Genomic DNA, 23,973 nt, shown 5'->3' on the forward strand with positions numbered 1-23,973 from the left:
ATCCAGACGTCCGCTCGGATGTCTTCTGTCTCAAATTCCGCTGTGAGTGTCCGCATGAATCGCATCGCCGGCCTGATCCTGGGCCTTTCCCTGCTGTCGAGCCCCGTCCTGGCGCAGGAGGCTTCGAGCCCGCCCCAGCTGTCGGCCGCCGTCGACACCGCCAAGACCTTGGCCGAGGGCCAGGCCTTCCTGGCCAAGAACGCCAAGGCGTCCGGCGTCGTCACCACGGCCTCGGGCCTGCAGTACAAGGTGACGACCTCGGGTCCGAAGACCGGCCCCTCGCCGAAGATCGGCGACATCGTCAAGGTGCATTACGAGGGCAAGCTGCTGGACGGCACGGTGTTCGACAGCTCGTTCCAGCGCGGCCAGGCGGCGATCATGCCGGCCGAGGGTCTGATCCCGGGCTGGCTGAAGGTCCTGCCGATGATGCACGTCGGCGACGAATGGACCCTGTGGATCCCGGCCGAGCTGGCCTACGGCGAACGCAGCACGGGCCCCATCCCGGCCAACAGCGTGCTGGTGTTCAGGCTGCGGCTGATCGGGATGCTGGCGGTGGATTGAATTGAAGGCGCGGAGCGGGCGAACACTTGCCCCCTCCGCGCCTTCGGCGCTCCTCCCCCAAAGGGGGAAGAGGGCGCCGCGTTCTCGTCCTCCGCCCCCTGTGGGGGCGGACAGGCGGCGAAGCCGCCAGGTGGGGGCAAGTGTTAGCCCCCTAGGCCCTTCCGCCTCGTCATCAGCGGCTGGATCCTCGTCCCGAAGTTCTCGACCCCGGCCACGAAGTCGTCGAACACCAGCAGCACGCCCGCCGTGCCCTCCACGGCCGCCACCTCGTCCAGCATCCGCGCGACGCTTTCGAACGAGCCCACCAGGGTGCCCATGTTCAGGTTCACCGCCGATTCCGGCGCGGCCAGCTGGGCGGTGTTGGTGGTCGAGCCGGCGGCGGCGTTCGGCGCGGCCTGGTTGGTCAGCCAGGCCAGGGCTTCCTGGTCGGCGCCGGCCCGGTAGGCCAGCCACTTGGCCATGGCCGCCTCGTCGGTCTCGTCGGCGATGATCATGAACAGGATGTAGGAGGCCACGTCCCGGCCGGTCTTGTCGGCGGCGGCCTTCAGGCGGTCGTTGACCCCGCCGAAGGCGGTCGGGGTGTTGACGCCCTTGCCCAGGGCGAAGCTGTAGTCGGCGTACTGGGCCGTGAACGCCAGGCCCTCGTTGGACGAGCCGGCGCAGATCAGCTTGGTGTCTTCCGGGTGCGGGCTGACCCGGCAGTCGGTCATCTGGAAGTACTTGCCCTTGAAGTCGCTGACGCCGGTGTCGAGCAGCTCGCGCAGCACGGTCGCGTATTCGGCCAGGTAGTTGTAGCGGTCGGTGTAGTGCTGCTCGCCCGGCCACAGGCCCATCTGGTCGTATTCGGCCTTCTGCCAGCCGGTCACCAGGTTGATGCCGAAGCGGCCCGGGGCGATGGAGTCGATGGTCGAGGCCATGCGGGCCACGATGGCCGGCGGGATGGTCAGGGTGGCGGCGGTGGCGAAGATCTTGATCTTGTCGGTCACGGCCGCCAGGCCGGCCATCAGGGTGAAGCTCTCGAGATTGTGCTCCCAGAACTGGGTCTTGCCGCCGAAGCCGCGCAACTTGATCATCGAGAGCGCGAAGTCGAAGCCGTACTTCTCGGCCTTCTGCACGATCTCCTTGTTCAGCGCGAAGCTCGGCATGTACTGCGGAGCCGCCTCGGAGATCAGCCAGCCGTTGTTGCCGATCGGAATGAAGACGCCGATTTCCATGGGTTATTCCCCCTCTTGAAGGTCGCCGCCGAGGAAGCTCAGCAGGCGTGAATTGAAGGCCTCAGGCGCGGTGACGGTGAAGCCGTGGCCGCCCCAGGGCGCGATGTCGAGCACCGCATTGGGCAGGCGCTCGGCCAGGCGGCGCGAGCAGGCCGACGGCACCAGCATGTCGTCGGCGCTGGCGCTGACCAGCACCGGGCATCGAATTCTTTCCAGGGCGTCGTCGATGTCGAACGCGAGCAGGGCCTGGATGCGGGCCCGCATGACGTCCGGGTCCGGGAAGCCCTGGATGTGGTGGACCTCCTCGGCCTCGAGGCGGGCGTTGTTGGCGCTCAGCCAGTCGGCCGGATACAGGAACAGCGGCTGGGCGTGGACATAGGCGGCGATGCCGGTGTTGTTCAGCAGGGCCAGGCGGGTGTCGAAGCAGCGCTTGATGTGCGGGTCGGGACGCGACCAGCCGTTGACCACCACCAGCCGGTCGATGCGGTCCGGATGGTCCAGCGCCAGGGCCAGGCCCGCGTTGCCGCCGGCCGCGTGGCCCACCACGTGGGCGCGCTCCAGGCCCAGGGCGTCCATCACCTGGACGATGTCGTCGCCCATCGCCGCCACCGAATGCGGGTTGGTCAGGGTCCGAACGCTGCGGCCCGTGCCGCGATGGTCGTACAGCACCACGCGGAAGCGGCTGGTCAGCGCCGCCATCTGCGGGGCCCAGAAGGCGCCGGAACCGCCCAGGCCGGCCGACAGGATCACCGTCCCGCGATCGGCCGCCGGCCCGCCATGGACCTCGTAGTACAGGCCGTCGACGGTTCCGCTGTGCATCGTCTACTTCTTGCCCCCGTCTTTTTGGCCGATGTGGGCGACGGACGCGATCTCGACCACGAAGCCGGGCTTCACCAGGCCGCACTGGATGCAGTAGCGGGCCGGTTTGTCGCCGGGGAAGTACTCGGCATAGACCTTGTTGATCGTCTGGTAATTGGACCAGTCGGTCAGGAAGATGTGGTTCATGGTCACGTCGTCCATCGTGCCGCCGGCGGTCTCGATGACCGACTTGATGGTCTCCAGCACCTGGCGGGTCTGGGCCTCGGCGTCCTCGGGGAAGGCGACGTTGTTGTCCTTGTCGAAGGCCAGGGTGCCCGAGACATAGACCACGCCGTCGGCCAGGGTTCCCGGCGAGAACGGCGCGATGGGCGTGCCCGTGCCGGGCGGGAGGATGACGGTCTTGGGCATGTGTGGTCTCCTTGGTTGCGAGGCCTTGCGTCCTTCGAGGCCGCTTCGCGGCGCCTCAGGATGAGGAATTCAGCTGGCTCAAAAGGTCCTCATCCTGAGGTGCGAGGCGCAGCCGAGCCTCGAAGGACGCAGGGCGCCGCTCACGCGCTTGCTTCCCGCTGCCCCACCGCCCCCTTGAAGTCCGCCGTGGTCGAGACCCAGCCGAAGAACTTCTCGATGTTGTAGAGCGCCGCCTGCTGCACGAAGTCGGGGCCGGCCTGATGGGTGGCGTCCTCCAGCACCGTGCCGAAATATTCCAGGAAGAAGCCGTCGCGCAGCGTCGACTCCACGCAGACATTGGTGGCGATGCCCACGAACACCAGGTGGCGCACGCCGCGCGAGCGCAGCACGCTGTCCAGCTGGCTGTTGAAGAAGCCGCTGTAGCGGGTCTTGTGCAGGACGATGTCGCCGGGGACGGGCTTGAGCTCGTCGACCAGTTCGTAGTCCCAGCCGCCCCTGGCCAGCAGCTTACCCTGCAGCTCGGGCCGGGCGCGCATGGTCTTCAGGGCGTTGGACTTGTGCCAGTTGGGCGAGCCGGGGCCGCCGGCCTCGACATAGTCGCTGTCCCAGCCGTTCTGGAAATAGATCACCGGCATGCCCGCGCCGCGGGCCACGTCCAACACGCCCTTGATCTTGTCGATCACCGCCGCCGCGCCGCTGATGTCGAAGCCGGCCAGGTCCAGATAGCCGCCGGGCGAGGCGTAGGCGTTCTGCATGTCGATGACGATCACGGCTGTCTTGTCGACGGGGAGCGCGATCGGCTCGGGCCGGGCCGGCAGCATCAGGGTGTCGGGTGTCGTCATCGGGCTCGATCTCTTGCCGGGCGTGGCCCGGAGGGGTGAGCGACGCAGGTAAGACCATCGCGAAGCGGGGCGCAATCGATCGATGGTCGTTGAACCGCGATTGCCCCGAGCGGCGCCTAAGTCTTGAGCTAATTCAGAAACGACTTACTAAATAGCGTCCGGCCCCGCGCTCTGTCCCTCGGCCTCTTCCTTGCCGGTCTGGGGCAGCGACAGGGTCAGGACGCAGACCAGGCCGCTGGGGCGATAGTCGACACGGGCCTCGCCGGCCACGTCGGCCTTCAAGCTGGCGGCGATCAGGCGCGAGCCGAAGCCCTTGCGGGCCGGCGGCGACACGGTGGGGCCGCCGCGTTCCTCCCAGTGCAGGGTCAGGCGATGCGGCGCGCCGGGATCGACGTGCCAGACCACCGTCACCGTGCCCTCGGGCAGCGACAGGGCGCCGTACTTGACCGCGTTGGTGCCCAGCTCGTGGAACACCATCGACAGGGCCAGGGCGGCGTTGGGCGTCAGGGCCACCCGCGGCCCGGCCAGCACCGTCCGGTCCAGATAGGGTTCGAGCGTCTCCTCCAGGATCTCCTTGAGGTCCGCGCCTTCCCAGACGCTCTGGGTCAGCAGGTCATGGGCGCGGGCCAGGGCCATCAGGCGCTCGTTGAAGGCGTGCAGGCCGGGCGTGTCGGCGGGACGGCCCAGGCTCTGGCGGGCCAGGGACTGCACCGTGAACAGGGTGTTCTTCACCCGGTGGTTCAGCTCGTTGATCATCAGCTGCTGGCGCTGGTGGGCGCGCTGCTCCTCGGCCTCGCGGGCCCGCAGCTGGGCGGCGGCGTCCTGCAGGGCCGCGCGCACCTCGGCGATCTCGCGGAAACGGTCCGGGAACAGGGCGATCTCCTCGCCCGCCGCCATGGCCTTGGCGTCGGCGCCCAGCCCGCGCACCGAGGCCGAGATGTCGCGCGAGACCGCCAGGGCGACCGCCGCGCCGATGACCAGCAGCAACAGGCTGGCCGCGGTCAGCCAGCCCACCGACGACCAGTTGGCCCGGCTCAGCTCGGTTCGCGGCACGCCGACGATGAACGACCAGCCGCTGGTCGACGACCGGCTGAAGGCCGAGAGGCTGGGCGTGCCGTCCAGGGTGTGGCTCAGCGTGACCCCTTCATTGCCGTGCGCCATGACCTTGCGGATGTCCTCGGTGACCTTGCGGCCCAGGAAGCGGTCGACATTCTTCGAGCGCGCCACGATCGAGGCCTCGCGGTCGACGATGCTGGCCGTCCAGCTGGGCGGAATGGTCTGGGCGGCGAAGATCGACGAGAAGGCCTTGGGCGACTGCTGATAGGCCAGGTCGTACAGCTTGCCGTCGACGATGACCGGCATGTCGATCGACACGAAGGGCGGGACCGGGTCGGCCTGCTTGGGCAGCACCAGGTTCGACACCGACGCGCGGCCGGCGCGGATGGTCTGCCAGCGAAGGTCCGACAGGCCGACCTTGGGCGGGCGCGCGCCGGCCGGGCGCCGGGTGTTGACCAGCTGCCGCTCGTTGTCGAGCAGCACGATCCAGCCGTCGGTTCCCTGCACGACCGCCCGGGCCTGGCGCTCGAAGGCGGGGATGTCGCCGGAGATCAGGGCGGGGGAGACCGCCAGGGTCTGCAGCACGCTCTGGCCCTGGCCGATCTGGCGGTCGGTGGCCAGCACCAGGGCCCGGGTGGTGGCCATCAGCTGCCGCTCGTAGCGCGCCCGGCTCTCGCCGAACTCGGCGCGGGCCAGCAGGGCCATGAAGATCGTGGCCGGAACGACCAGGCTCAGGGCCATCAGCAGCAGGCGCCGGCGCACGGTGCCGGCGGCGGGCGAGGGCGGGTTCGATGCGGGGTCGGGGGTGACCGGGTTGGGCAAGGGGGGACGGGCTCATCCTGCGGATCGGCCTCAAGAGACGGCGACCGCCGCGCCGGGTCAAGCGCTTAGGCCGACCGGGGCGGGCGTCCGACGGCGGGGCAACCTTCGACGCGCCTCCGGGTTCTCTTGCTCAGCCCACGGCAAAGATGTCGGGGATTTTGGGAGACTTCACAGCATGCGTATCGTCACCATCGCGGCCGTCGCCGCTCTCGCCCTGACCGCCGCCGCCTGCGGTGAAAACAAGGCCCAGAAGGCCCAGGAAGCCGCCGCCGCCAGCGACGCCGCCGCCGCCTCGAGCAAACAGGCCGCCGACGCCGCCGAGACCGCCGCCCAGGCCAGCGCCACGGCCGCCTCCACCGGCGACGAAGCCACGCAGAAGGCCGCCGGCGACCAGGCCGCCGCCGCGGGCGACCAGGCCGAGAAGGCCGGCGATCAGGCCGAAAAGGCCGGCGACAAGGCCAAGGACGCGGCGCACTAGGCGCGATCAACCTTCAAGTCTGGTGCGTGGTCCTCGTCCTTCGACAAGCTCAGGATGAGGACCATTCCACGGGCCGTGGCGGTAGAGGGCATCATCTGAGGCGGCAGTAGAAAACCTCATCGTGAGCTTGTCGAAGGACGAGGTTTTCGCCTCCGAAGCCGGCTCTTTTTCATGGAAGCGGAGCGAAGGCCTCCTCGGGCGCGTTGTCCCCGCATGGCCAAACCCCGCAAGACGACCCCCCGCACCCGCCGCAAGGCGGCGACCTCTTCCGACGCCTTCGCCCTGGCGACGGCCGGCGCCGAACTGGCCCTGGCCTCGCTTCGCGTGGTCAACGCCCGCACGCCGATGATCGCCCAGGCGTTGAACGACCCGATGCGCGGGAACTACGCCGAGCTGACGCGCATGGTCTCGGAAAAGCCCCTGGCGTTCGCCCAGGGCGCGGCGGCGGGCGGACCGGCCTGGCTGGCCATGGCGGCGGAGTCCAACCGCTATCTCGCCCAGGTTTGGAAGACGCCCAGCTACGGCGTCGCGCCGGCCATGACCGCCTCGCTCGGCGCGGTGGCGTTCTGGGGGCGGATGATGTCGCTGGGCGTGGCCTGGCAGTCGGCGATGCTGGCCCCGGTGCACGCCGCCGCGACGGCCAACGCCCGTCGCCTCGACGCCAAGGCTTGACCGGAAGGACCGTGTCCGCCGCGACGGAAAGCGCGTTTTTCCCTAGCCGCGCGGCGGGAATGCCCCTCATCCTGACGTTCCACCCAGCCGAAGGCGGCGCCAGACCGCCTCGGACAGCGCGAGGAGACACGTCGACCATGCCCGGACCCGCCCCTGGACCCGCCGTCGATTTCGATCGCATGACGACCTTGGGCGACGTCGCCCGCTACCACCACGAGGTCCGGCCGGGCGCGACGGCCCTGGTGTTCGAAGGCCGCTCGACGACCTTCGCCGACTTCGACCGCGATACCGACCGCGTGGCCAACGCCCTGCTGGCCGAGGGCCTGACCAAGGGCGACCGCATCGCCTATGTCGGCAAGAACAGCGACCACTATTTCGAGCTGCTGTTCGGCGCGGCCAAGGCCGGGGTGGTGCTGGCCCCGATCGGCTGGCGGCTGGCCCCGCGCGAGATCGCCTACATCCTGGGCGACGCCGAAGCCCGCATGGTGTTCGTCGGCCCCGAGCTTCTGGCCCATGTCCGCGACGTGGCCGAGCTGATCCTCGACCAGCCCACGCTGATCGCCATGGAGGCCAACGACTACGGCCATCCGGAGTTCGAGGACTGGCGCGACGCCGCCGCCTGCGATCCGCCGACGAGCGTGGTCACTCCGGCCGACATAGCCGTCCAGCTCTACACCTCGGGCACCACCGGCCGGCCCAAGGGCGCGATGCTGACCCATTCCAACATCCTGGCCACCCGCAAACTGGCGGCCCTGGCCGACATGGACTGGAACCGCTGGGGCCCCGACGACGTCAGCCTCGTGGCCATGCCCGTGGCCCATATCGGCGGCACCGGCTGGGGCGTGGTCGGGTTGGTCAACGGCGCCAAGGGCGTGGTGGCGCGCGAGTTCGACCCGACCAAGGTGCTGGACTTCATCGAGAAGGACCGGGTCTCCAAGATGTTCATGGTGCCGGCCGCCCTGCAGATCGTGGTGCGCCTGCCCCGGGCGCGCCAGGTCGACTACAGCCGCCTGACCCACATCCTCTACGGCGCCGCGCCCATCCCGCTGGACCTGCTGCGCGAGTGCATCGAGGTGTTCGGCTGCGGCTTCGTCCAGCAGTACGGCATGACCGAGACGACCGGCACGGTGGTCTATCTGCCGCCGCAGGACCACGACCCGGCGGGCAACGCCCGCATGCGCTCGGCCGGCCTGCCCATGCCGGGCGCGGAGCTGAAGATCCTCGGCGAGAACGGCGAAACCCTGCCGCCGGGCGCGGTGGGCGAGGTGGCGGTCCGCTCGCCCGCCAACATGGCCGGTTACTGGAAGCTGCCCCAGGCGACGGCCGACACCATCGGCTCCGATGGCTGGTTGCGCACCGGCGACGCGGGCTACCTCGACGAAGACGGCTACCTGTTCATCCACGATCGCGTGAAGGACATGATCATCAGCGGCGGCGAGAACATCTATCCGGCCGAGGTCGAGAGCGCCGTCTACGGCCATCCGCACGTGGCCGAGGTGGCGGTGATCGGCGTGCCCGACGACACCTGGGGCGAGGCGGTCAAGGCGGTGGTGGCCCTCAAGCCGGGCGCGCCCGAGGATCCGGCCGACATCATCGCCTTCGCCAAGAGCCGCATCGCCGGCTTCAAGGCGCCCAAGACCATCGACTTCATCGAGGCCTTGCCGCGCAACGCCTCGGGCAAGATCCTGCGGCGCGAGCTGCGCGAGCCGTACTGGGCGGGCAAGGAACGATGGGTGAATTGAGGTGGGGGGGGCGAATTCCTCGTCCTTCGACAGGCTCAGGATGAGGAATTCGAGTTCAATGGCCGTGAAAGTCGTCCTCATCCTGAGCCTGTCGAAGGACGAGGACGGCCCGCTGGCGATTGCCGGTCTACCGGCGACCCAGTGAACCAGCGGAAGGTGAACTCGATGACGCACGGCGACGGTCGCGTGGCGGGGCTGGTCCAGGGGCTGTATCAGCCCGAGGGCGGACCCCGCGTCGACTTTCGCCGGCCGGCCGGCGAGCCGGCCCTGGCCGCGCCGGACTCGGTGTCGTGGCGGGTGTTCAAGAACCCGATCTCGCTGTTCGTCGGCGGGGTGACGGCGGTGATCTTGGAGCTGGCCGAGCCGCGCGTCCGCACCGGCGTCTGGGAGCATTCCAGCTTCCGCCGCGATCCGCTGCCGCGCCTGAAGCGCACCGGGCTGGCGGCCATGGTCACGGTCTATGGCGCGCGTTCGGTCGCCGAGAAGATGATCGCCGGCGTGCGGCGCATGCACGACAGGGTCACCGGCGACACCCCGGCCGGCGCGGCCTACCGGGCCAACGACGTGGAGCTGCTGGACTGGGTGCAGGCCACCGCCAGCTTCGGCTTCATGGAGGCCTATCACGCCTTCGCCCGTCCGCTGAGCGACGCCGAGCGCGACCGATTCTACGCCGAGGCCGCGCCGGCCGCGGCATTGTACGGCGCGGTCGGGGCGCCGGCCTCGGTGGCGGAATGGGAGGCCCAGCTGGCGGCCATGCTGCCGAAGCTGGAGCGCCACGAGATCGTCTTCGAGTTCCTGGAGCTGATGCGCCGGACGGCGATCCTGCCGGCCCCGCTGCGCGGCCTGCAGGGGGCGCTGATCCGGGCGGCGGCGGCGATCACCCCGCCGGAGGTTCGGGCGGTGGTCGGGCTGGGCCGTGAATGGGATCTGGGCCCGGTCGAGCGGCGGCTGGTGAAGCTGGCCGGCGCGGCGGCGGACCGGCTTCCGCTCAAGGGCACGCCGGCGGTGGAGGCGTGCCAACGGATGGGACTGGCGGGGGACTATCTGTATCGACGGTAGAGGCAGCACTTGCCCCCTACGGGTCGCTTCGCGACCGTCTTCCCCCAGAGGGGGAAGAGGAGGCCGTGCGCACCTCCTCCGCCCCCTGTGGGGGCGGACAGACCGCGAAGCGGTCAGGTGGGGGCAAGTGTTCACCGGCGCGGCCTTGCCCAGGTGAAGTCCCGCGACGAATTCATCTGCGCGGCGCGCCTCGGGATGGTAAGCGAACACCGTTCCATCCGTATGGCGAGGTGGAGCGAGTCGGGGGCGTTGATGAAGTTTTTCGGGATTGTCGCGGCGACGGTGCTGGCGTTCGCGCCGGGGCTGGTCGCGGCCCGGACGCCGGCCGAGTTGAACCTGGCGTGCCGCGCGCCGGGTCAGTCGGTCGACGAGGCCGGCTATGTCCGGATCGGCGGCATCCAGCAGTGGGTCGTCGTCGAGGGCCGCGATTGCGCCAACCCGATCGTCCTGATCGTGCACGGCGGCCCGGGCAATCCGAACACCCCCTTCGCCCACACCGTGTTCGGCGACTGGGCCAAGGACTTCACCGTCGTCCACTGGGATCAGCGCGGCGCGGGCAAGACCTACCAGGCCAGCCCGCCGGCCGAGGGCGAGGCCCTGACCATCGAGCGTCTGGCCGCCGACGGGGTCGAGGTGGCGCGCTACGCGACCCAGCGGCTGGGCAAGCGCAAGGTGATCCTGATGGGCGGCTCGTGGGGCTCGGCCCTGTCGGTGACCATGGCCCAGGCCGAGCCGGACCTCTTCCACGCCTATGTCGGCACGGCCCAGATGGTCCGGTACCACGACAATCTGGCGGCCAGCTATGCGCGAACGATCGGCCTGGCGCGCGCGGCCGGCGACGCCGAGACGATCGGCAAGCTGGAGGCCCTGGGCGCGCCGCCGTGGACCAATCCCCGCGCCTTCGGGATCCTGCGGCGGGCGACGCGCAAGTACGAGGCGCTGGCGACCGATGCGCCCCCCAGAGACTGGTTCCAGCCGACGCCGGGCTACGACACCCCCGCCTACGAGGCCGCCTACGAAGCGGGCGAGGACTATTCCTTCGTCCAGTTCGTCGGCATGGCCGGCGACGGCATGGGCCCCCGGCTCGACCTGCGCAAGCTGGGAACCCGGTTCGCCATGCCGGTCTTCATGCTGCAGGGCGACCAGGACCTGGTCACGGTCCCCGAGATCAGCCGGGCCTATTTCGACAGCCTGGCCGCGCCCGAAAAGGCGTTCTTCCCGCTGGCGCGCACCGGCCACGATCCCAATCGCACGATGATCGACACGCAGCTGCGGGTGCTGGAGACGCGGGTGCGGGCGGCGGCGGTGGCGGCGGACAAGCCGTAGCCGCGCATCGCGGCGAACGCGGTCGGACGCCGGGCCTGGTCTATTCGACCACGTCGACGCCGTTGGATCCCCGTTGGACTTTGCCACTCCAGATTCTGCCGGAGAGGACGCCCTTCTTCTGGCCTTCGATGTCGACCTCGAGGGGCGTGCGGTTGGTGTTGACGTAGAGGGTGCGGCCGTCGACGACGCGGGCGGCTGAGGGACGGACGGCTGGGCCTGGGTGGCGACCTAGATCGCCTGGCCCTTGCCAAAGCGGTTGACCGTGACGACCGGCGGCGAGCCCTCGACGTTCGAAAGCCGCGCCAGGACTTTCGCCGTGGAGGGTTTGAGCACCTCGTAGCTGTTGATCGAGGTCTTGAACTCCACGCCGTCGATCGCGCCGGTCAGGTCCGCCCCTTGTGCTCGATATGCCCCTCGAGCACCTCGGTGCGGGAGAACACCTCTTCCTGGCCGTCCTGCAGCAGCTCCTCGGCGTCGGCCCGGTCCCGTTCGGCCTGGGCCAGGACGATGCGCAGGGCGTCGACCTCGGTCTGGGCCTCGACCACGACGCTGCGCAGGGGAGCTTCGGGCGGGGCGTCGCCGAGGCGGACATCGATGCGCCAGAGGGTGGTCATGGAGCTTCTCCGAGGTTGAAGGCGTTGGTTCGCTCCTCAGGTAACGCACCATTGCACCAAGCGGCGTTTCTGGCGAGGTTGCGGCAAGTTCAGTTCGGGGAGGCATCATGGCGGACGGCGGCGGGCGACGGGGTCCCTCCTTGCGTGCAGGTTGGCGAAGAGGCCTGGACCGCAGGGCGGTCCTGGCCGGCGCGACGGGCCTGGCGGGGTTCGCCCTGGCCGGAGCGGGGGCGGCGCGCGCCGCCTCGTCCCGCGTGGAGGCCCTGATCGCCCAGATGACCCCGGAGGAAAAGGCCGGCCAGCTGTCGTGCTATTCCGACATGATCCGGCCGCCGATCGGCGACATCAATCCGCTGGTCAACCAGCGCAACACCCAGCAGATCCTGGCCGACGTCCGGGCCGGACGCATCGGCGTGCTGATGAACGGCGTCGGGGTGGAGGGGGCGCTGCTGGCCCAGACCGCCGCCGTCGAGCAGTCGCGCCTGCGCATCCCGCTGCTGTTCGCGGCCGACGTGATCCACGGCTTCAAGACCATCTATCCGATCCCCCTGGCCGAGGCCGCCAGCTTCGATCCGATCCTGGCCGAGCGCACGGCGCGGGCCGCGGCGGTCGAGGCCTCTTCGCACGGCAACCACTGGACCTTCGCCCCGATGGTCGACGTGGCTCGCGACCAGCGCTGGGGCCGGGGCGCGGAAGGCTCGGGCGAGGACGTGTTCCTGGGCGAGGTGATGGCCCAGGCCCGGGTGCGCGGCTTCCAGGGGCCCAACTTGGCCGCGCCCGACAGCCTGCTGTCCACCGCCAAGCACTTCGCCGGCTACGGCGCGGTGGCGGCGGGCCTGGACTACAACACCGTGGACCTCTCCGAGGAGACCCTGCGCGAGATCCACCTGCCGCCGTTCAAGGCCGCCTTCGACGCCGGCTGCCTGTCGGTGATGTCGGCCTTCAACGATATCAACGGCGTGCCCTCCACGGCCAACAAGCATCTGCTGACCGACATCCTGCGCGGCGAGTGGGATTTCAAGGGCGTGGTCATTTCCGACTACACCGCCGACCAGGAGCTGGTGGCCCACGGCTACGCCGCCGACGACAAGGACGCCGCGCGGCTGGCCATCCTGGCCGGGGTCGACATCAGCATGCAGAGCGGGCTCTACAGCCGCTACCTGCCCGCGCTGGTCGCCGAGGGGTTGGTGCCGATGGCCACCGTCGACAACGCCGTGCGGCGGGTCTTGAGCCTGAAGGAGACCCTGGGCCTGTTCGACCGGCCGTTCCGCTCGATCGACGCCAAGGCCCAGGCGGCGAACACCGCCACCCCGGCCATGCGCGCCCTGTCTCGCGAGGCGGGCGGCAAGTCGATCGTCCTCCTGCGCAACGACGGCGGCCTGCTGCCGCTGCCGACCACGGGCAGGAAGATCGCCCTGATCGGTCCGTTCGCCGAGGACCGCGACAACATCCTGGGACCCTGGGCCTTCTTCGGCGACCAGAGCTTGGGCGTCGACCTGGCCACCGGCATTCGTGAAGCCATGGCCGACCCATCGCAGCTGATCGTCGCCAAAGGCTGCGAGGTCGAGAACACCATCCCCGGCGGCTACGAACAGGCCGTCGCCGCCGCGCGGGCCGCCGACGTGGTGCTGCTGGCGGTCGGCGAGGGCCAGAACATGTCGGGCGAGGCCCAGTCGCGCACCGAGATCGGCCTGCCCCGCGTCCAGCAGCAGCTGGCCGAGTGGGTGGCGTCGGTGGGCAAGCCGACCGTCGTGCTGCTGCGCCACGGCCGGGCCCTGGTGCTGGAAGGCGCGGTCAAGGCCGCCCCCGCCGTGCTGGCGACCTGGTTCCTGGGCACCGAGACCGGCCACGCGGTGGCCGACGTGCTGTTCGGCAAGGTCAATCCGTCGGCCCGCCTGCCGGTCAGCTTCCCGCACGAGAGCGGCCAGGAGCCGTTCGCCTACAATCACCGCACCACCGGCCGTCCCGCGCCCCAGGCCGACGACAGCCAGGAGTACAAGGCCCGCTGGCGCACCACCCGCAACGAGGCCCTGTACCCGTTCGGCCACGGGCTGTCGTACACCAGCTTCGCGCTCAGCGACGTCAAGCTGTCGACCACGCGTCTGGGCTGGAACGAGAGGCTGTATGTCACCGCGACCGTGACCAACACCGGCAAGGTGGCCGGCGAGCACGTCGTGCAGCTCTACATCCGCGACCGGGTGGCCAGCCGCACGCGGCCGGTGCGCGAGCTCAAGCGCTTCCTGAAGGTGGCGCTGAAGCCGGGCGAGACGCGCGAGGCGCGGTTCAGCCTGGAGCGGGCGGCGCTGATGTTCGTCGGCGACAACGACCAGTGGGTCGCCGAGCCGGGGATATTCGACCTGTGGGTGGCCAGCAGCGCGGTGGACGGGCTGGCGGCGAGCTTCGAGTTGCTGGGGGCGTAGGGCCTATCGACATTCGGTGGGGTGTCCGCCCCTCCGGCCGACGCGGCGTTGCAGCCGCGGCATCATCAGGGACACGACCGAAATCATGACCAAGAGCAAATTGCTACGAATGGACAATATCGGCATCGTGGTGGAATCCCTCGATGACGCGGTCTCCTTTTTCACCGAGCTTGGCCTGACGTTCGAGGGGCGAGGCGTGGTGGAAGGCGAATGGGCGGGACGCATCACTGGACTGGGTGATCAGCGCGTCGAGGTCGCCATGATGGCCACGCCCGACGGCCACAGCCGCCTGGAGCTCTCGCGTTTTCTCGCCCCGTCCGTGGTCGCCGACCACCGGAACGCCCCGGTGAACGCCCTGGGCTATCTGCGCGCCATGTTCACGGTGAGCGACATCGACGACACCCTGGCCAGACTTCACAAGCACGGCGCTCAGCTCGTCGGCGACGTGGTTCAGTACGAGAACGCGTATCGGCTTTGCTACATCCGTGGCCCCGAAGGACTTCTGATCGGGCTGGCGCAACCCCTCGGCGGCGATCGGTGACGGTCGAAGCAGAGCCCCAAGCCTCACTGGCCGTTTGACATCCCAAGCTCGACCAAGCATTTATCCTACAAATAAGTGTTGCCCAGAGTCGCGAGCCGCCCATGACCGCCGCCACCCCCATCCGCGTGGCCCTGATCGGCCTGGGCAAGATCGCTCGCGACCAGCACCTGCCGGCCATGGCCGCCGACCCGCGTTTCGCGCTGGTCGCGGTGGTCAGCCGCCACGCCGAGCAGCCTGGCCTGCCCAGTTTCCACACCTTCGACGACCTGCTGGCCAGCGGCGTGGCCTTTGACGCCGTGGCCCTGTGCACCCCGCCGCAGGTGCGCCACGGCCTGGCCCGCCAGGCGCTGGAGGCCGGCAAGCACGTGATGCTGGAAAAGCCGCCCGGCGCGACGCTCAGCGAGGTCGAGGACCTGCGCCAGGTCGCGCAGGCGCGCGATGTCACCCTGCAGACCACCTGGCACTCGCGCCACGCCCCCGCCGTCGCCCCGGCGCGCGAGTGGCTGGCGGGCAAGACCATCACGGCGGCCCGGATCAACTGGCGCGAGGACGTGCGGGTCTGGCATCCGGGCCAGGACTGGATCTGGGAGCCGGGCGGCCTCGGAGTCTTCGATCCCGGCATCAACGCCCTGTCGATCGCCACCGCCGTCCTGCCGCGGCCGTTTTTTCTGACCGAGGCGACCCTGCACGTGCCCGAGAACCGCCAGTCGCCGATCCAGGCTGAGTTGGCCTTCGTCGACACCGCCGGCGTGCCGGTCACAGCCGCGTTCGACTTCCTGCAGACCGGTCCGCAGAGCTGGGACATCGAGGTCGACACCGACGGCGGCGCCCTGCGGCTGTCGCACGGCGGCGCCAGGCTGTGGATCGACGGCGCCCTGGTCCACGAACAGCCCGAGGCCGAGTATCCGGGCCTCTACGCCCGGTTCGCCGAACTGATCGCTTCCGGCCAGTCCGACGTCGACGTCACGCCGCTGCGCCACGTGGCCGACGCCTTCCTGCTGGGGCGGCGCGTCACGGCGCCCGCTTTCGTGGAGTAGGTCGCCGAACCTCGACCATTTGGCGCAACGAGCGTCTTGCCTAAACCCCGGGCGCAACGTTAGGTACGGCCAGGGGCGTGAGACCTGCGTCAGGCGATTTGGAGCCGGCGGAGAGGGTGGCGCGGCCCCGGGGAGAGACGCGTGAAGTTCCTTGACGCCCCGTTGCCGCCGCCGCTGGTCGCCGCCCTGCGGGCCTGCCGCCCCCACCTGATGGCCGCCGCGGTGTTCAGCGCCTTCATCAACATCCTGCTGCTGGCGCCGACCATCTACATGATGCAGGTCTACGACCGGGTCGTGCCGACCGAGGGCCGGCTGACCCTGCTGTATCTGACCCTGGTGGTGGCCTTCGCCCTGGCCACCCAGACGGCCCTGGAATCGGTGCGCTCGCGACTGCTGACCCTGGCGGGCCTGCGCCTGGACCGGCTGCTGGCCGGCGGCATCCTGCAAAGGCTGATGAGCGCCATGACGCCGGGCTCGTCGGCCCAGGGCATGCGCGAGTTCGACATCGTGCGCCAGGCCCTGTCGGGTCCGGTGGCCGTGGCCGCCTTCGACATCCCCTGGACGCCGATCTACGTGCTGGTCGCCTTCATGATCCACCCGGCGCTGGGGGCGATGACCATCGTCGGCGGCGCGGTGCTGGTGGTGCTGGCGGTGTTCAACGAGCGGGCGACGCGGACCCGGGCCCGCGAGGCCTTCCTCGCCCAGGCCCAGGCCTACGCCTCGCAGGAAGCCGCCGCCGCCAACGGCGAGGTCGTGCGCGCCCTGGGCATGCGCGGCGCCCTGCGCGAACGCCAGCTGGCCGACCGCCGCGCCGGCCTGGACCTGTCGGCCAAGGCCCAGTTCACCGGCGGCGGCTATTCGGCGGCCACCAAGTTCACCCGCATGTTCCTGCAGTCGGCCGCCCTGGGTCTGGGCGCCTGGCTGGCGGTCGACAAGCAGATCTCGGCGGGCGCGATCATCGCCGCCTCGGTGCTGATGAGCCGCGCCCTGCAGCCGATCGAGCAGTTGGTCGGATCCTGGGGCGTGGTCGGCCAGGCGCGCGGCGCGCTGAACAACCTGATCAAGCTGTTCCCCAACCGGGGGATGGAGATCTCCGGCACCCAGCTGCCGGCGCCGACCGGGATGCTGGCCCTGGAGCAGGTGGCGGTGCGCGCGCCCGGCGAGGGGCCGGTCCTGCTGCGCGGCGTCTCCTTCCGCCTGACGCCGGGCGAGATCCTCGGCGTGATCGGTCCCAGCGGGGCGGGCAAGACCACCTTGGCGCGGGTGGCGGCCGGGGCGATCAGTCCCGACGCCGGCACGGTGCGCCTGGACGGCGCCAACCTGGCCGATTGGGACGGCGACCGGCTGGGCCGCTACATCGGTTACGTGCCCCAGGATTCGGGCCTGCTGGCCGGTTCGATCAAGGACAACATCTCGCGGTTCGCCACCTGGAGCGCCACTGGGGCGGCCGGGGGCGATCCGGCGATCATCGACGCCGACGTCGTGGCCGCGGCCCAGGCGGCCGGGGTGCATGAGCTGATCCTGCGCCTGCCCAAGGGCTATGACACGATGCTGGGGGCCGGCGGACGCGGGCTCTCGGCGGGCCAGGCCCAGCGCGTGGCCCTGGCGCGGGCGCTGTACGGCGACCCGCCGCTGCTGATCCTGGACGAACCCAACTCGGCCCTCGACGCCGACGGCGAGGCGGCGCTGAACAGCGCCATCCTGGCCGCCAAGGCGCGGAACGCCGCGATCCTGATCGTCGCCCACCGGACCGGCATCCTCAACGTCGCCGACCGCCTGCTGGTGCTGCGCGAGGGCCAGCTCGAAATGCTCGGTCCCCGGACCGACGTCATCGCCAAGATGGCCGAGACCGCCAAGAACCAGGCCAAGGGGGCGGGCGCCAAGCCGGCTTCCACCACGACCGCCCTGCAGGCCGCCAAGCCATGACCGACACGACACTTCACGCTCCGGAGCAAGCGGCCGCCAAGGTCCCGCCGCGCCTGTCGGACGATCCCGTCATGGCCATCCGCATCGGGGCGGGCGTGGCCGGCCTGTTCTTCGTGGGCTTCCTGGGCTGGGCGGCGCTGGCGCCGCTGGACGCCGGGGCCTACGCCCACGGGGTGATCGCCGTGGCCGGCAACCGGCAGTCGGTGCAGAGCCGCGAGGGCGGGGTGGTCACCGCCATCCGCGTCGTCGAGGGCCAAAGCGTGGTCAAGGGCCAGATCCTGGTCGAGCTGTCGGCCTCGGAACTGCGGGCCAGCGAGCGCGGCATGACCGGCGAGGTCCTGACCCTGCTGGCCCAGCGCGCCCGCCTGGTCGCCGAGCGCGACAGGCAGGCCGGCTTCGCCGCCCCGCCGGAGTTCGCCAAGCTGACGCCCGAGGACAAGCCCCTGGCCGAGGACGCCCTGCGGCTGCAGCGCCAGCAGTTCCAGGCCCGCCGCAGCTCGCTTCAGACCCAGCGCGGCGTGCTCAACCAGCGGGTCCTGCAACTGACCCAGCAGACCAGCGGCGCCCAGCGCCAGCTGGACGCCAACCGCGAGCAGCAGAAGCTGATCGAGGAGGAGCTGGCGGGCGTGCAGGAGCTGGCCGCCAAGGGCTACGCGCCCAAGACCCGGGTCCTGGCCCTGCAACGCAGCGCCGCCTCCCTGACCGGCGAGGACGGCGCCTATCGCGCCCAGATCGCCCGCTCCGGCGAACAGATCGGCGAGACGCGCCTGCAGACCCTGTCGCTGGAGCGGCAGATGATGGAGGAGGTCTCCGGCCAGCTGCGCGACGTCCAGGTCCGGCTCGACGACTTGCAGCCCAAGGTGCTGGCGGCCCGCGAGCAACTGGCCCGGGCCACGGTCCGCGCCCCGTCCGGCGGCAAGGTGGTGGGGCTCAACGTGTTCACGGTCGGCGGCGTGGTGGCGCCCGGCCAGACCCTGATGGAGATCGTGCCGCAGGACCGCCGCCTGGTCATCCAGGCCAAGGTCTCGCCCAACGACGCCGACGACCTGCGGCCGGGCCAGAAGACCCAGATCCGCTTCACCTCGCTGCACGAGCGCGACCTGCCGTTGCTGAACGGAACCTTGACCGAGCTGTCGGCCGACAGCTTCACCGACGAGAAGACCGGGGTGCAGTACTTCCGCGCCGAGGTCGCCGCCCCGCCCGAGGAGCTGGACAAGATCCGCAAGGTGCGCGGCCCACGATCGGGCCTGCAGGCCGGCCTGCCGGTCGAGGTCCTGATCCCGCTGCGCAAGCGTTCGGCCCTGGCCTATCTGGTCGAACCGCTGTTCCAGACCTTCTGGCGCATGGGCCGCGAGCACTAGGGGGCGGCGGCATTTGACGCGTTGACCGCTCCGGTCGACGGCGCCGAAAGCGAAATGGCGATCGGCTGTTTGGGGGACACCGTCGGGCGATTCAAAACCCGAGATACATGGCGACCGCTAGGGAAACACAAAGCAAAGCCCCCAAGCCGGTCAGTACACGCAGTATTCCGCGCCTACGCCCGAAGTCGTCGGCGGTCCGACGCCTGTCGACCGCCAGCACGATCCAAAGGCGAGGCCACCACGTCAGGCACAGCATCAGCCCGGCGCAAACCGTGAAAAATACCGTTCCGACCAAATCTGGATCGCTGGACATTCGAAATTGTTTCACAGCGACCGGCGAACGTCGAGCGTCCGCCACGGGGCGCCCCCGCCAACGCTGTCATTTCAAAATAAAAGGCGGGCCTCCCCCAAGGCCCGCCTTCAGTTTGAGTCCCCCTCGGGGGTGGGCGGCGCTGAGCGCGCGGCCCCCCCAGGCCTCGCGGTGCGCCGTTCTCCGAGCCGATGGCGTTGCGCCCGAGCGTCGGTGAATACGGTCCGGACGATGTTGATCATCGATCAACGTTCGTCCGACAGAGCCGACACCAGTAAGGCTTTACGCGCCGTAACCATTACATGGGGGTCCCATTTTCTTGATCGCTTGTCTCAAAGGAAAACCCCCCTCTCGCTTGGTGCGACGAACGCCCGCATTGGGCGAACACCGTAAATGCGTGACTGTGCCTTGGGGGAGGCCGCATGAGTGAACCTTTGAACCCGCCCGCGGAAACCGTTTTTCAGCTGGGGCGGACGAACTTCAGCACGCGGAGCGTTCCGCCCGAGGAGCGCCACGACTACTATCGTCGGGAGGTTCTGACAGCGCTGGACGCCCGCGACCCCGAGCCGGGCTTCACGGCCAACATCACCTCGCTGCGCCTGGGCCCCCACGCCTTCTATGTCACCGAGACCGGCGGCCAGACCGTGTTCCGCACGCCGGAGATGATCGCCGCCGACGGCCGCGACCACTACATCGTCCAGTTCAACATCGCCGGGTCGCACACCGGCGACTTCGACGGCGTGCCCTTCTCGTTCGGCCCGGGCGAGGTGGGGATCTGCGACCTGTCGCGGCCGATGGTCATGCACAGCACGGCGGTCAAGGTGCTGAGCACCTTCCTGCCCCGCGCCGACGTGCAGGCCGTGGCCGGCGGCGTCGAGCTGCACGGCATGGTGCTGGACGGCAACCGCGCCGGCCTGCTGATCGAGCACCTGACCGCGGTGACCCGCTGGTTCCCCCAACTGCTGCCCGAGACCCTGCCGGGCATCACCCGCGCGACCACCGAACTGCTGGGCGCCTGCCTGGCGATGGAGGCCGGACGGGCCGACTTCGGCGCGCGCGAGTCGCCGGTGCTGATGCGGGCCCGCGCCTATGTCGAGCACAACCTGCTGGAGCCCAGTCTCAACCCGGCCAAGATCAGCGAAGCCCTGGGCGTGTCGCGCTCCACCCTCTACCGCCTGTTCGAGCCGCTGGGCGGGGTGACGGCCTATATCTGGGACCGCCGCCTGCACCTGGCCCGCGCCGCCCTGCTGGACCCCAAGCGGGCCCGCCGGATCAGCGAGATCGCCTTCCAGTGCGGCTTCAGCAGCGAGGCCCACTTCAGCCGCAGCTTCCGCAAGGCGTTCAACATCCGCCCCAGCGACCTGCGCTCGCTGCAGCCCAGCCTCGGCGACGAACCCGACACCCCGTTCGCCAAGTGGACCGAGGCGGCGACGGGGGCTTAAAGAAAGAAACCCTCTCCCGGAGGGGAGAGGGAGGGACCCGCGACGAAGTCGTGGGAGGGTGAGCGGTTACACCCTCGCCGATTTCACAGAGCGTCCTGCCGGCGCGCCGTCCGACGCCTTCACCCCTCACCCTCCCAAGCTGCGCTTGGGCCCCTCCCTCTCCCCTCCGGGAGAGGGTTTTCGCCTCTGCACCGAATCTGCACGGCAAACGCGCCGAGCCGCCTCGGCAATCCCGTTGACCCCGCACGCGCGGCACTGAACATGAGCGTCATGCAGCGCACGATCCTGGTCGTCGACGACGATCCCCATATCCGCCAGCTCCTGGTGTTCGCCCTGGCCAAGGTGGGCTTGCAGACCCGCGAGGCGGCCGACGGCGAGGCGGCCCTGGCCTCCGTCGCGGAACGCGCGCCGGACCTTGTGGTGCTGGACATCAACATGCCGCGCCTGGACGGGCTGGAGGTCTGCCGCCGCCTGCGGGCCCAGGGCGACCTGCCGATCCTGTTCCTGTCCTCGCGCGACGACGAGATCGACCGGGTGCTGGGCATCGAGCTGGGGGCCGACGACTATGTGGTCAAGCCGTTCAGCCCGCGCGAGGTGGTGGCCCGGGTCCAGGCGATCCTGCGGCGCACCGGCGGCAAGCCCTCGGACGCGACGCCCGCCGACGGCCTGATCGTCCGCGGCAAGCTGAGCCTGGACCCCGAGGCCTGGAGCGCGGCCTGGGCCGGCGGCGAGGTGTCGCTGACGGTCACCGAGTTCACGATCCTCAAGACCCTGGCCGCCACCCCGACCAAGGTGTTCAGCCGCGACGCCATCATCGACCGCCTGCGCGGCCCGGGCTTCGCGGTCACCGACCGCACCATCGACAGCCACGTGCGCAACCTGCGGGCCAAGTTCGCCGGCCTGGGCGGGCACGACGTGATCGAGACCCGGGCCGGGATCGGCTACCGCCTGGGCGCCTGCGCCGGCGTCGCCGGATGAGCAGCTGGCTGCGGACCTGGTGGCCGGCCCTGCGCCTGCGCACCATCCTGCTGACCGTGCTGCTGTTCGCCGCCGCCATGCCGGCCATCGGGGCGGTGTTCCTGCGCACCTACGAGAACACCCTGGTGCGCCAGACCGAGGCCGAGCTGACCTCGCAGGGCGCGGCCCTGGCCTCGGCCGCCGCCAACCTCTGGCCAGGCGCGGCGCCAGACCTGACGCCGGCCGACCCCGACGCCCGCGACGATCCGGGCTATTATCGTCCGGAAGCGACCAGCATCGACCTGCGCGGCACGCCGGTGCTGCCCGAACGCCCGACCTCGGTCCCCGGCGCCAAGGCCGATCCCCAGGCGGAGGCGGCCGCCGAGGTGCTGGAGCCGATCTTCGACCAGACCAGCCGCAGCACCCTGGCCTCGATCGTCATCGTCGACCGCCACGGGGTGGTGGTGCGGGGCCTGGGGCAGGGCGGGAGTCTCGCGGCCCTGCCCGAGATCCAGGCGGCGCTGCACGGCCATTCGCGCACCGTCCTGCGGCGCAACGGGGCCTATCATCCGCGCTATTCGTTCGAGTGGCTCAGCCGCGCCTCGGCCGTGCGCCTGCACCATGCGCGGCCGGTGACGGTCAACGGCCAGGTGGTGGGCGCGCTGCTGCTGTCGCGCTCGCCCCGGGCGCTGTTTCGCGGCGTCTACCAGGACCGGGGCAAGCTGCTGATCGGGGCCGGGGCGACGATCCTGCTGCTGGTGCTGCTGTCGGGCCTGGTGTCGCGCGGCGTGACCCGGCCGATCGAGGCGCTGAGCGCGGCGACGCGCAGCGTGGCCGCCGGTCAGGGCAGCGTGCCGGAGACTCCGGCCACCGCCGCCGTCGAGATCCGCGACCTCTACCAGGACTTCCGGGTGATGGCCGACGCCATCGCCGTGCGCTCGCGCTACCTGCGCGACTTCGCCTCGGCCGTCAGCCACGAGTTCAAGACGCCCCTGGCCGGGATCACCGGGGCGGTCGAGCTGCTGGACGACCATTTCGACACCATGAGCGACGCCGAGCGCCGCCGCTTCCTCTCCAACATCTCGGCCGACAGCGCCCGGCTCTCGCACCTGGTGGGCCGGCTGATGGACCTGGCCCGGGCCGACATGGCCATGCCCCAGGCCGGGGTCGTGACGGACCTGGCCTCGCCGCTGCGCCGCGTGGTCGACGCCCAGGGCGGGCGGGGGCTGGACGTCGTGCTGGACCTGCCCGCCGGCCTGCCGCCGGCGGCCGCGCCCGAGGCTACGATCGAGGCGGTGCTGACCTCCCTGGCCGAGAACAGCCGCCAGGCGGGCGCCACGACGGTGCGGATCAGCGGCGCGGCGGTCGGCGACGAGATCGTGCTGCGCATCGCCGACAACGGCCCCGGCGTCCCGGCCGCCGACCGCGACCGCCTGTTCGAACCGTTCTTCACCAGCCGGCGGGAGACGGGCGGGACGGGGCTGGGCCTGTCGATCGCGCGGTCGCTGCTGGCGGCGAGTTCGGGGCGGATTAGGTTGGTCGAGGGCGAGGCGGGGGCGGTGTTCGAGGTGGTGGTGTTGAGGGGGTGAGGCTGTGAAGGTGCTCGCTTCAATCATCCTGGGCGCCGCTGCGGCGCTATCCGTCTGGGTGCTGGTTGGCATGCTGAAAATGCTGCCCATCCAAGGTGAAAAGGACCAGGCCTATTTTCGCCAGTTCGAGCAGGCTGCGAAAATCGTGGACAGCTATTCTCGAGAAAACGGGAAGTTGCCGGATGATCCGACCTTTGGCCGGCTCGTCGGTCGCCCAGACGGCATGGGTTTCTTTCTAACGCCTTCATCTGATGGATCATGCGAGGGCTTCACGAAGGGCGAGACAGACCGATTTGTCTTGTCGCTATGGCGCGGTGAATGGTCCGAATGTTTTGCATACCCTTCTGAGCGAACCACGTTGGCATTGTCGCGGTGGGATCAGTTGCGCGGATTTGGACCGCAGCTGGTGGTGCTTTGCTTGTTGGCGGCGGTAGCTCTGTGGGCGATGGCATGGCTGTGGAAAGCGAGTTTTCGCCACAACACTAATCCCGGCTGATCAGAACGACCTCCTATTGCCGACGCTCAGAAGTTTCTTCTCGGCGTAAGCTCCAATCGCCCGGATGGAGGCCGCGCCTTAAAGCCTTGGTGGATCGGAGCTCTGGCGTCTGACCGAGTCAAGGACCGCCTCCGGCGGCCGCGTCGCGGCGACGCGGCGCGTCGTCCTTGACTCGGTCAGACGCCAGAGCAGGCTCGCCATCAAGGTTTCAAGGCGCGGCCTCGCCGCTGCGGGCGGATTGGGCGTAGAGGCGCGGCCCTTGGCGTGGGATCACACCCATT

Annotated in this window: 22 protein-coding genes; 15 read left to right on the top strand and 7 right to left on the bottom strand. The window is 70.0% G+C overall.

Going from position 1 to position 23,973, the window contains the following annotated elements; all coding sequences use genetic code 11:
- Positions 1 to 54: 54 nt before the first annotated feature.
- Positions 55 to 561 (top strand): FKBP-type peptidyl-prolyl cis-trans isomerase, encoded by a 507-nt coding sequence (locus ASD21_RS08645; protein WP_056439586.1) that lies wholly within the window; start codon positions 55 to 57, stop codon positions 559 to 561.
- 143 nt (positions 562 to 704) lie between these two features.
- Here the strand turns inward: ASD21_RS08645 and rutA are convergent, their stop codons facing one another.
- The 5 genes from rutA to ASD21_RS08670 form a co-directional block, all read right to left on the bottom strand.
- On the bottom strand, positions 705 to 1,775 hold the full coding sequence (rutA, locus tag ASD21_RS08650; RefSeq protein ID WP_056439589.1) for a pyrimidine utilization protein A: 1,071 nt from the start codon (positions 1,773 to 1,775) through the stop codon (positions 705 to 707).
- Between the two features lie 3 nt (positions 1,776 to 1,778).
- On the bottom strand, positions 1,779 to 2,594 hold the full coding sequence (rutD, locus tag ASD21_RS08655; RefSeq protein ID WP_056439592.1) for a pyrimidine utilization protein D: 816 nt from the start codon (positions 2,592 to 2,594) through the stop codon (positions 1,779 to 1,781).
- Positions 2,595 to 2,597: 3 nt separating this feature from the next.
- Positions 2,598 to 3,002, bottom strand: a complete 405-nt coding sequence (rutC, locus tag ASD21_RS08660) for a pyrimidine utilization protein C (protein ID WP_056439597.1) — start codon at positions 3,000 to 3,002, stop codon at positions 2,598 to 2,600.
- 140 nt (positions 3,003 to 3,142) lie between these two features.
- Positions 3,143 to 3,844 carry a pyrimidine utilization protein B gene (gene rutB / locus ASD21_RS08665; protein WP_056439600.1) on the bottom strand — a complete coding sequence of 234 codons (702 nt, stop codon included), beginning with the start codon at positions 3,842 to 3,844 and terminating at the stop codon, positions 3,143 to 3,145.
- Between the two features lie 147 nt (positions 3,845 to 3,991).
- Positions 3,992 to 5,641, bottom strand: a complete 1,650-nt coding sequence (locus ASD21_RS08670; protein WP_082554689.1) for an HWE histidine kinase domain-containing protein — start codon at positions 5,639 to 5,641, stop codon at positions 3,992 to 3,994.
- A gap of 256 nt (positions 5,642 to 5,897) precedes the next feature.
- Here ASD21_RS08670 and ASD21_RS08675 point away from each other — a divergent pair, with 256 nt between their 5' ends.
- The 5 genes from ASD21_RS08675 (at position 5,898) to ASD21_RS08695 (ending at position 10,999) form a co-directional block, all read left to right on the top strand.
- On the top strand, positions 5,898 to 6,200 hold the full coding sequence (locus ASD21_RS08675) for a hypothetical protein (RefSeq protein WP_056439605.1): 303 nt from the start codon (positions 5,898 to 5,900) through the stop codon (positions 6,198 to 6,200).
- Positions 6,201 to 6,413: 213 nt separating this feature from the next.
- A complete protein-coding gene (locus ASD21_RS08680) occupies positions 6,414 to 6,872 on the top strand; it encodes a hypothetical protein (protein ID WP_056439608.1) in 459 nt (152 codons plus the stop codon).
- A 137-nt stretch (positions 6,873 to 7,009) separates the two neighbouring features.
- Positions 7,010 to 8,614, top strand: coding sequence for a fatty acid--CoA ligase (locus ASD21_RS08685; RefSeq protein ID WP_082554678.1), 1,605 nt, complete (start codon positions 7,010 to 7,012; stop codon positions 8,612 to 8,614).
- Positions 8,615 to 8,779: 165 nt separating this feature from the next.
- A complete protein-coding gene (locus ASD21_RS08690) occupies positions 8,780 to 9,673 on the top strand; it encodes an oxygenase MpaB family protein (protein WP_056439746.1) in 894 nt (297 codons plus the stop codon).
- A gap of 252 nt (positions 9,674 to 9,925) precedes the next feature.
- Positions 9,926 to 10,999 (top strand): alpha/beta fold hydrolase, encoded by a 1,074-nt coding sequence (locus ASD21_RS08695; protein WP_082554679.1) that lies wholly within the window; start codon positions 9,926 to 9,928, stop codon positions 10,997 to 10,999.
- Positions 11,000 to 11,227: 228 nt separating this feature from the next.
- Here the strand turns inward: ASD21_RS08695 and ASD21_RS23875 are convergent, their stop codons facing one another.
- Both ASD21_RS23875 and ASD21_RS08700 read right to left on the bottom strand, forming a co-directional pair.
- Complete coding sequence (locus ASD21_RS23875; RefSeq protein ID WP_156390748.1) at positions 11,228 to 11,365, bottom strand: hypothetical protein; 138 nt, start codon at positions 11,363 to 11,365, stop codon at positions 11,228 to 11,230.
- A 17-nt stretch (positions 11,366 to 11,382) separates the two neighbouring features.
- Entirely contained in the window at positions 11,383 to 11,613 is a 231-nt protein-coding gene (locus ASD21_RS08700; RefSeq protein ID WP_056439613.1) for a hypothetical protein, read from the bottom strand.
- A gap of 107 nt (positions 11,614 to 11,720) precedes the next feature.
- On the opposite strand from ASD21_RS08700, the gene ASD21_RS08705 reads away from it, so the two are divergent.
- From ASD21_RS08705 to ASD21_RS23880, 9 genes are all read left to right on the top strand, one after another.
- Positions 11,721 to 14,033 carry a glycoside hydrolase family 3 N-terminal domain-containing protein gene (locus tag ASD21_RS08705; RefSeq protein ID WP_156398320.1) on the top strand — a complete coding sequence of 771 codons (2,313 nt, stop codon included), beginning with the start codon at positions 11,721 to 11,723 and terminating at the stop codon, positions 14,031 to 14,033.
- An 85-nt stretch (positions 14,034 to 14,118) separates the two neighbouring features.
- Positions 14,119 to 14,574: a VOC family protein gene (locus tag ASD21_RS08710; RefSeq protein ID WP_056439616.1), complete on the top strand. Its 456-nt coding sequence runs from the start codon at positions 14,119 to 14,121 to the stop codon at positions 14,572 to 14,574.
- Positions 14,575 to 14,675: 101 nt separating this feature from the next.
- Positions 14,676 to 15,611, top strand: coding sequence for a Gfo/Idh/MocA family protein (locus ASD21_RS08715; protein WP_056439618.1), 936 nt, complete (start codon positions 14,676 to 14,678; stop codon positions 15,609 to 15,611).
- 141 nt (positions 15,612 to 15,752) lie between these two features.
- Positions 15,753 to 17,537, top strand: coding sequence for a type I secretion system permease/ATPase (locus ASD21_RS08720; protein WP_056439621.1), 1,785 nt, complete (start codon positions 15,753 to 15,755; stop codon positions 17,535 to 17,537).
- The gene (locus tag ASD21_RS08725; RefSeq protein ID WP_056439625.1) at positions 17,534 to 18,898 is read left to right on the top strand and encodes an HlyD family type I secretion periplasmic adaptor subunit; all 1,365 of its coding nucleotides are present in this window, start codon (positions 17,534 to 17,536) and stop codon (positions 18,896 to 18,898) included. The genes ASD21_RS08720 and ASD21_RS08725 overlap by 4 nt, the downstream gene beginning before the upstream one ends.
- Positions 18,899 to 19,630: 732 nt before the next feature.
- Positions 19,631 to 20,650, top strand: a complete 1,020-nt coding sequence (locus tag ASD21_RS08735; RefSeq protein ID WP_056439630.1) for a helix-turn-helix domain-containing protein — start codon at positions 19,631 to 19,633, stop codon at positions 20,648 to 20,650.
- 270 nt (positions 20,651 to 20,920) lie between these two features.
- Positions 20,921 to 21,628, top strand: a complete 708-nt coding sequence (locus ASD21_RS08740) for a response regulator transcription factor (RefSeq protein WP_056439632.1) — start codon at positions 20,921 to 20,923, stop codon at positions 21,626 to 21,628.
- The gene (locus ASD21_RS08745) at positions 21,625 to 23,196 is read left to right on the top strand and encodes a sensor histidine kinase (RefSeq protein WP_056439635.1); all 1,572 of its coding nucleotides are present in this window, start codon (positions 21,625 to 21,627) and stop codon (positions 23,194 to 23,196) included. The genes ASD21_RS08740 and ASD21_RS08745 overlap by 4 nt, the downstream gene beginning before the upstream one ends.
- A gap of 4 nt (positions 23,197 to 23,200) precedes the next feature.
- Positions 23,201 to 23,692, top strand: coding sequence for a hypothetical protein (locus tag ASD21_RS23880; protein ID WP_156398321.1), 492 nt, complete (start codon positions 23,201 to 23,203; stop codon positions 23,690 to 23,692).
- The last annotated feature ends 281 nt before the right edge of the window (positions 23,693 to 23,973 follow it).

Source organism: Caulobacter sp. Root1455 (assembly GCF_001426905.1).
Classification (GTDB): Bacteria; Pseudomonadota; Alphaproteobacteria; order Caulobacterales; family Caulobacteraceae; genus Caulobacter.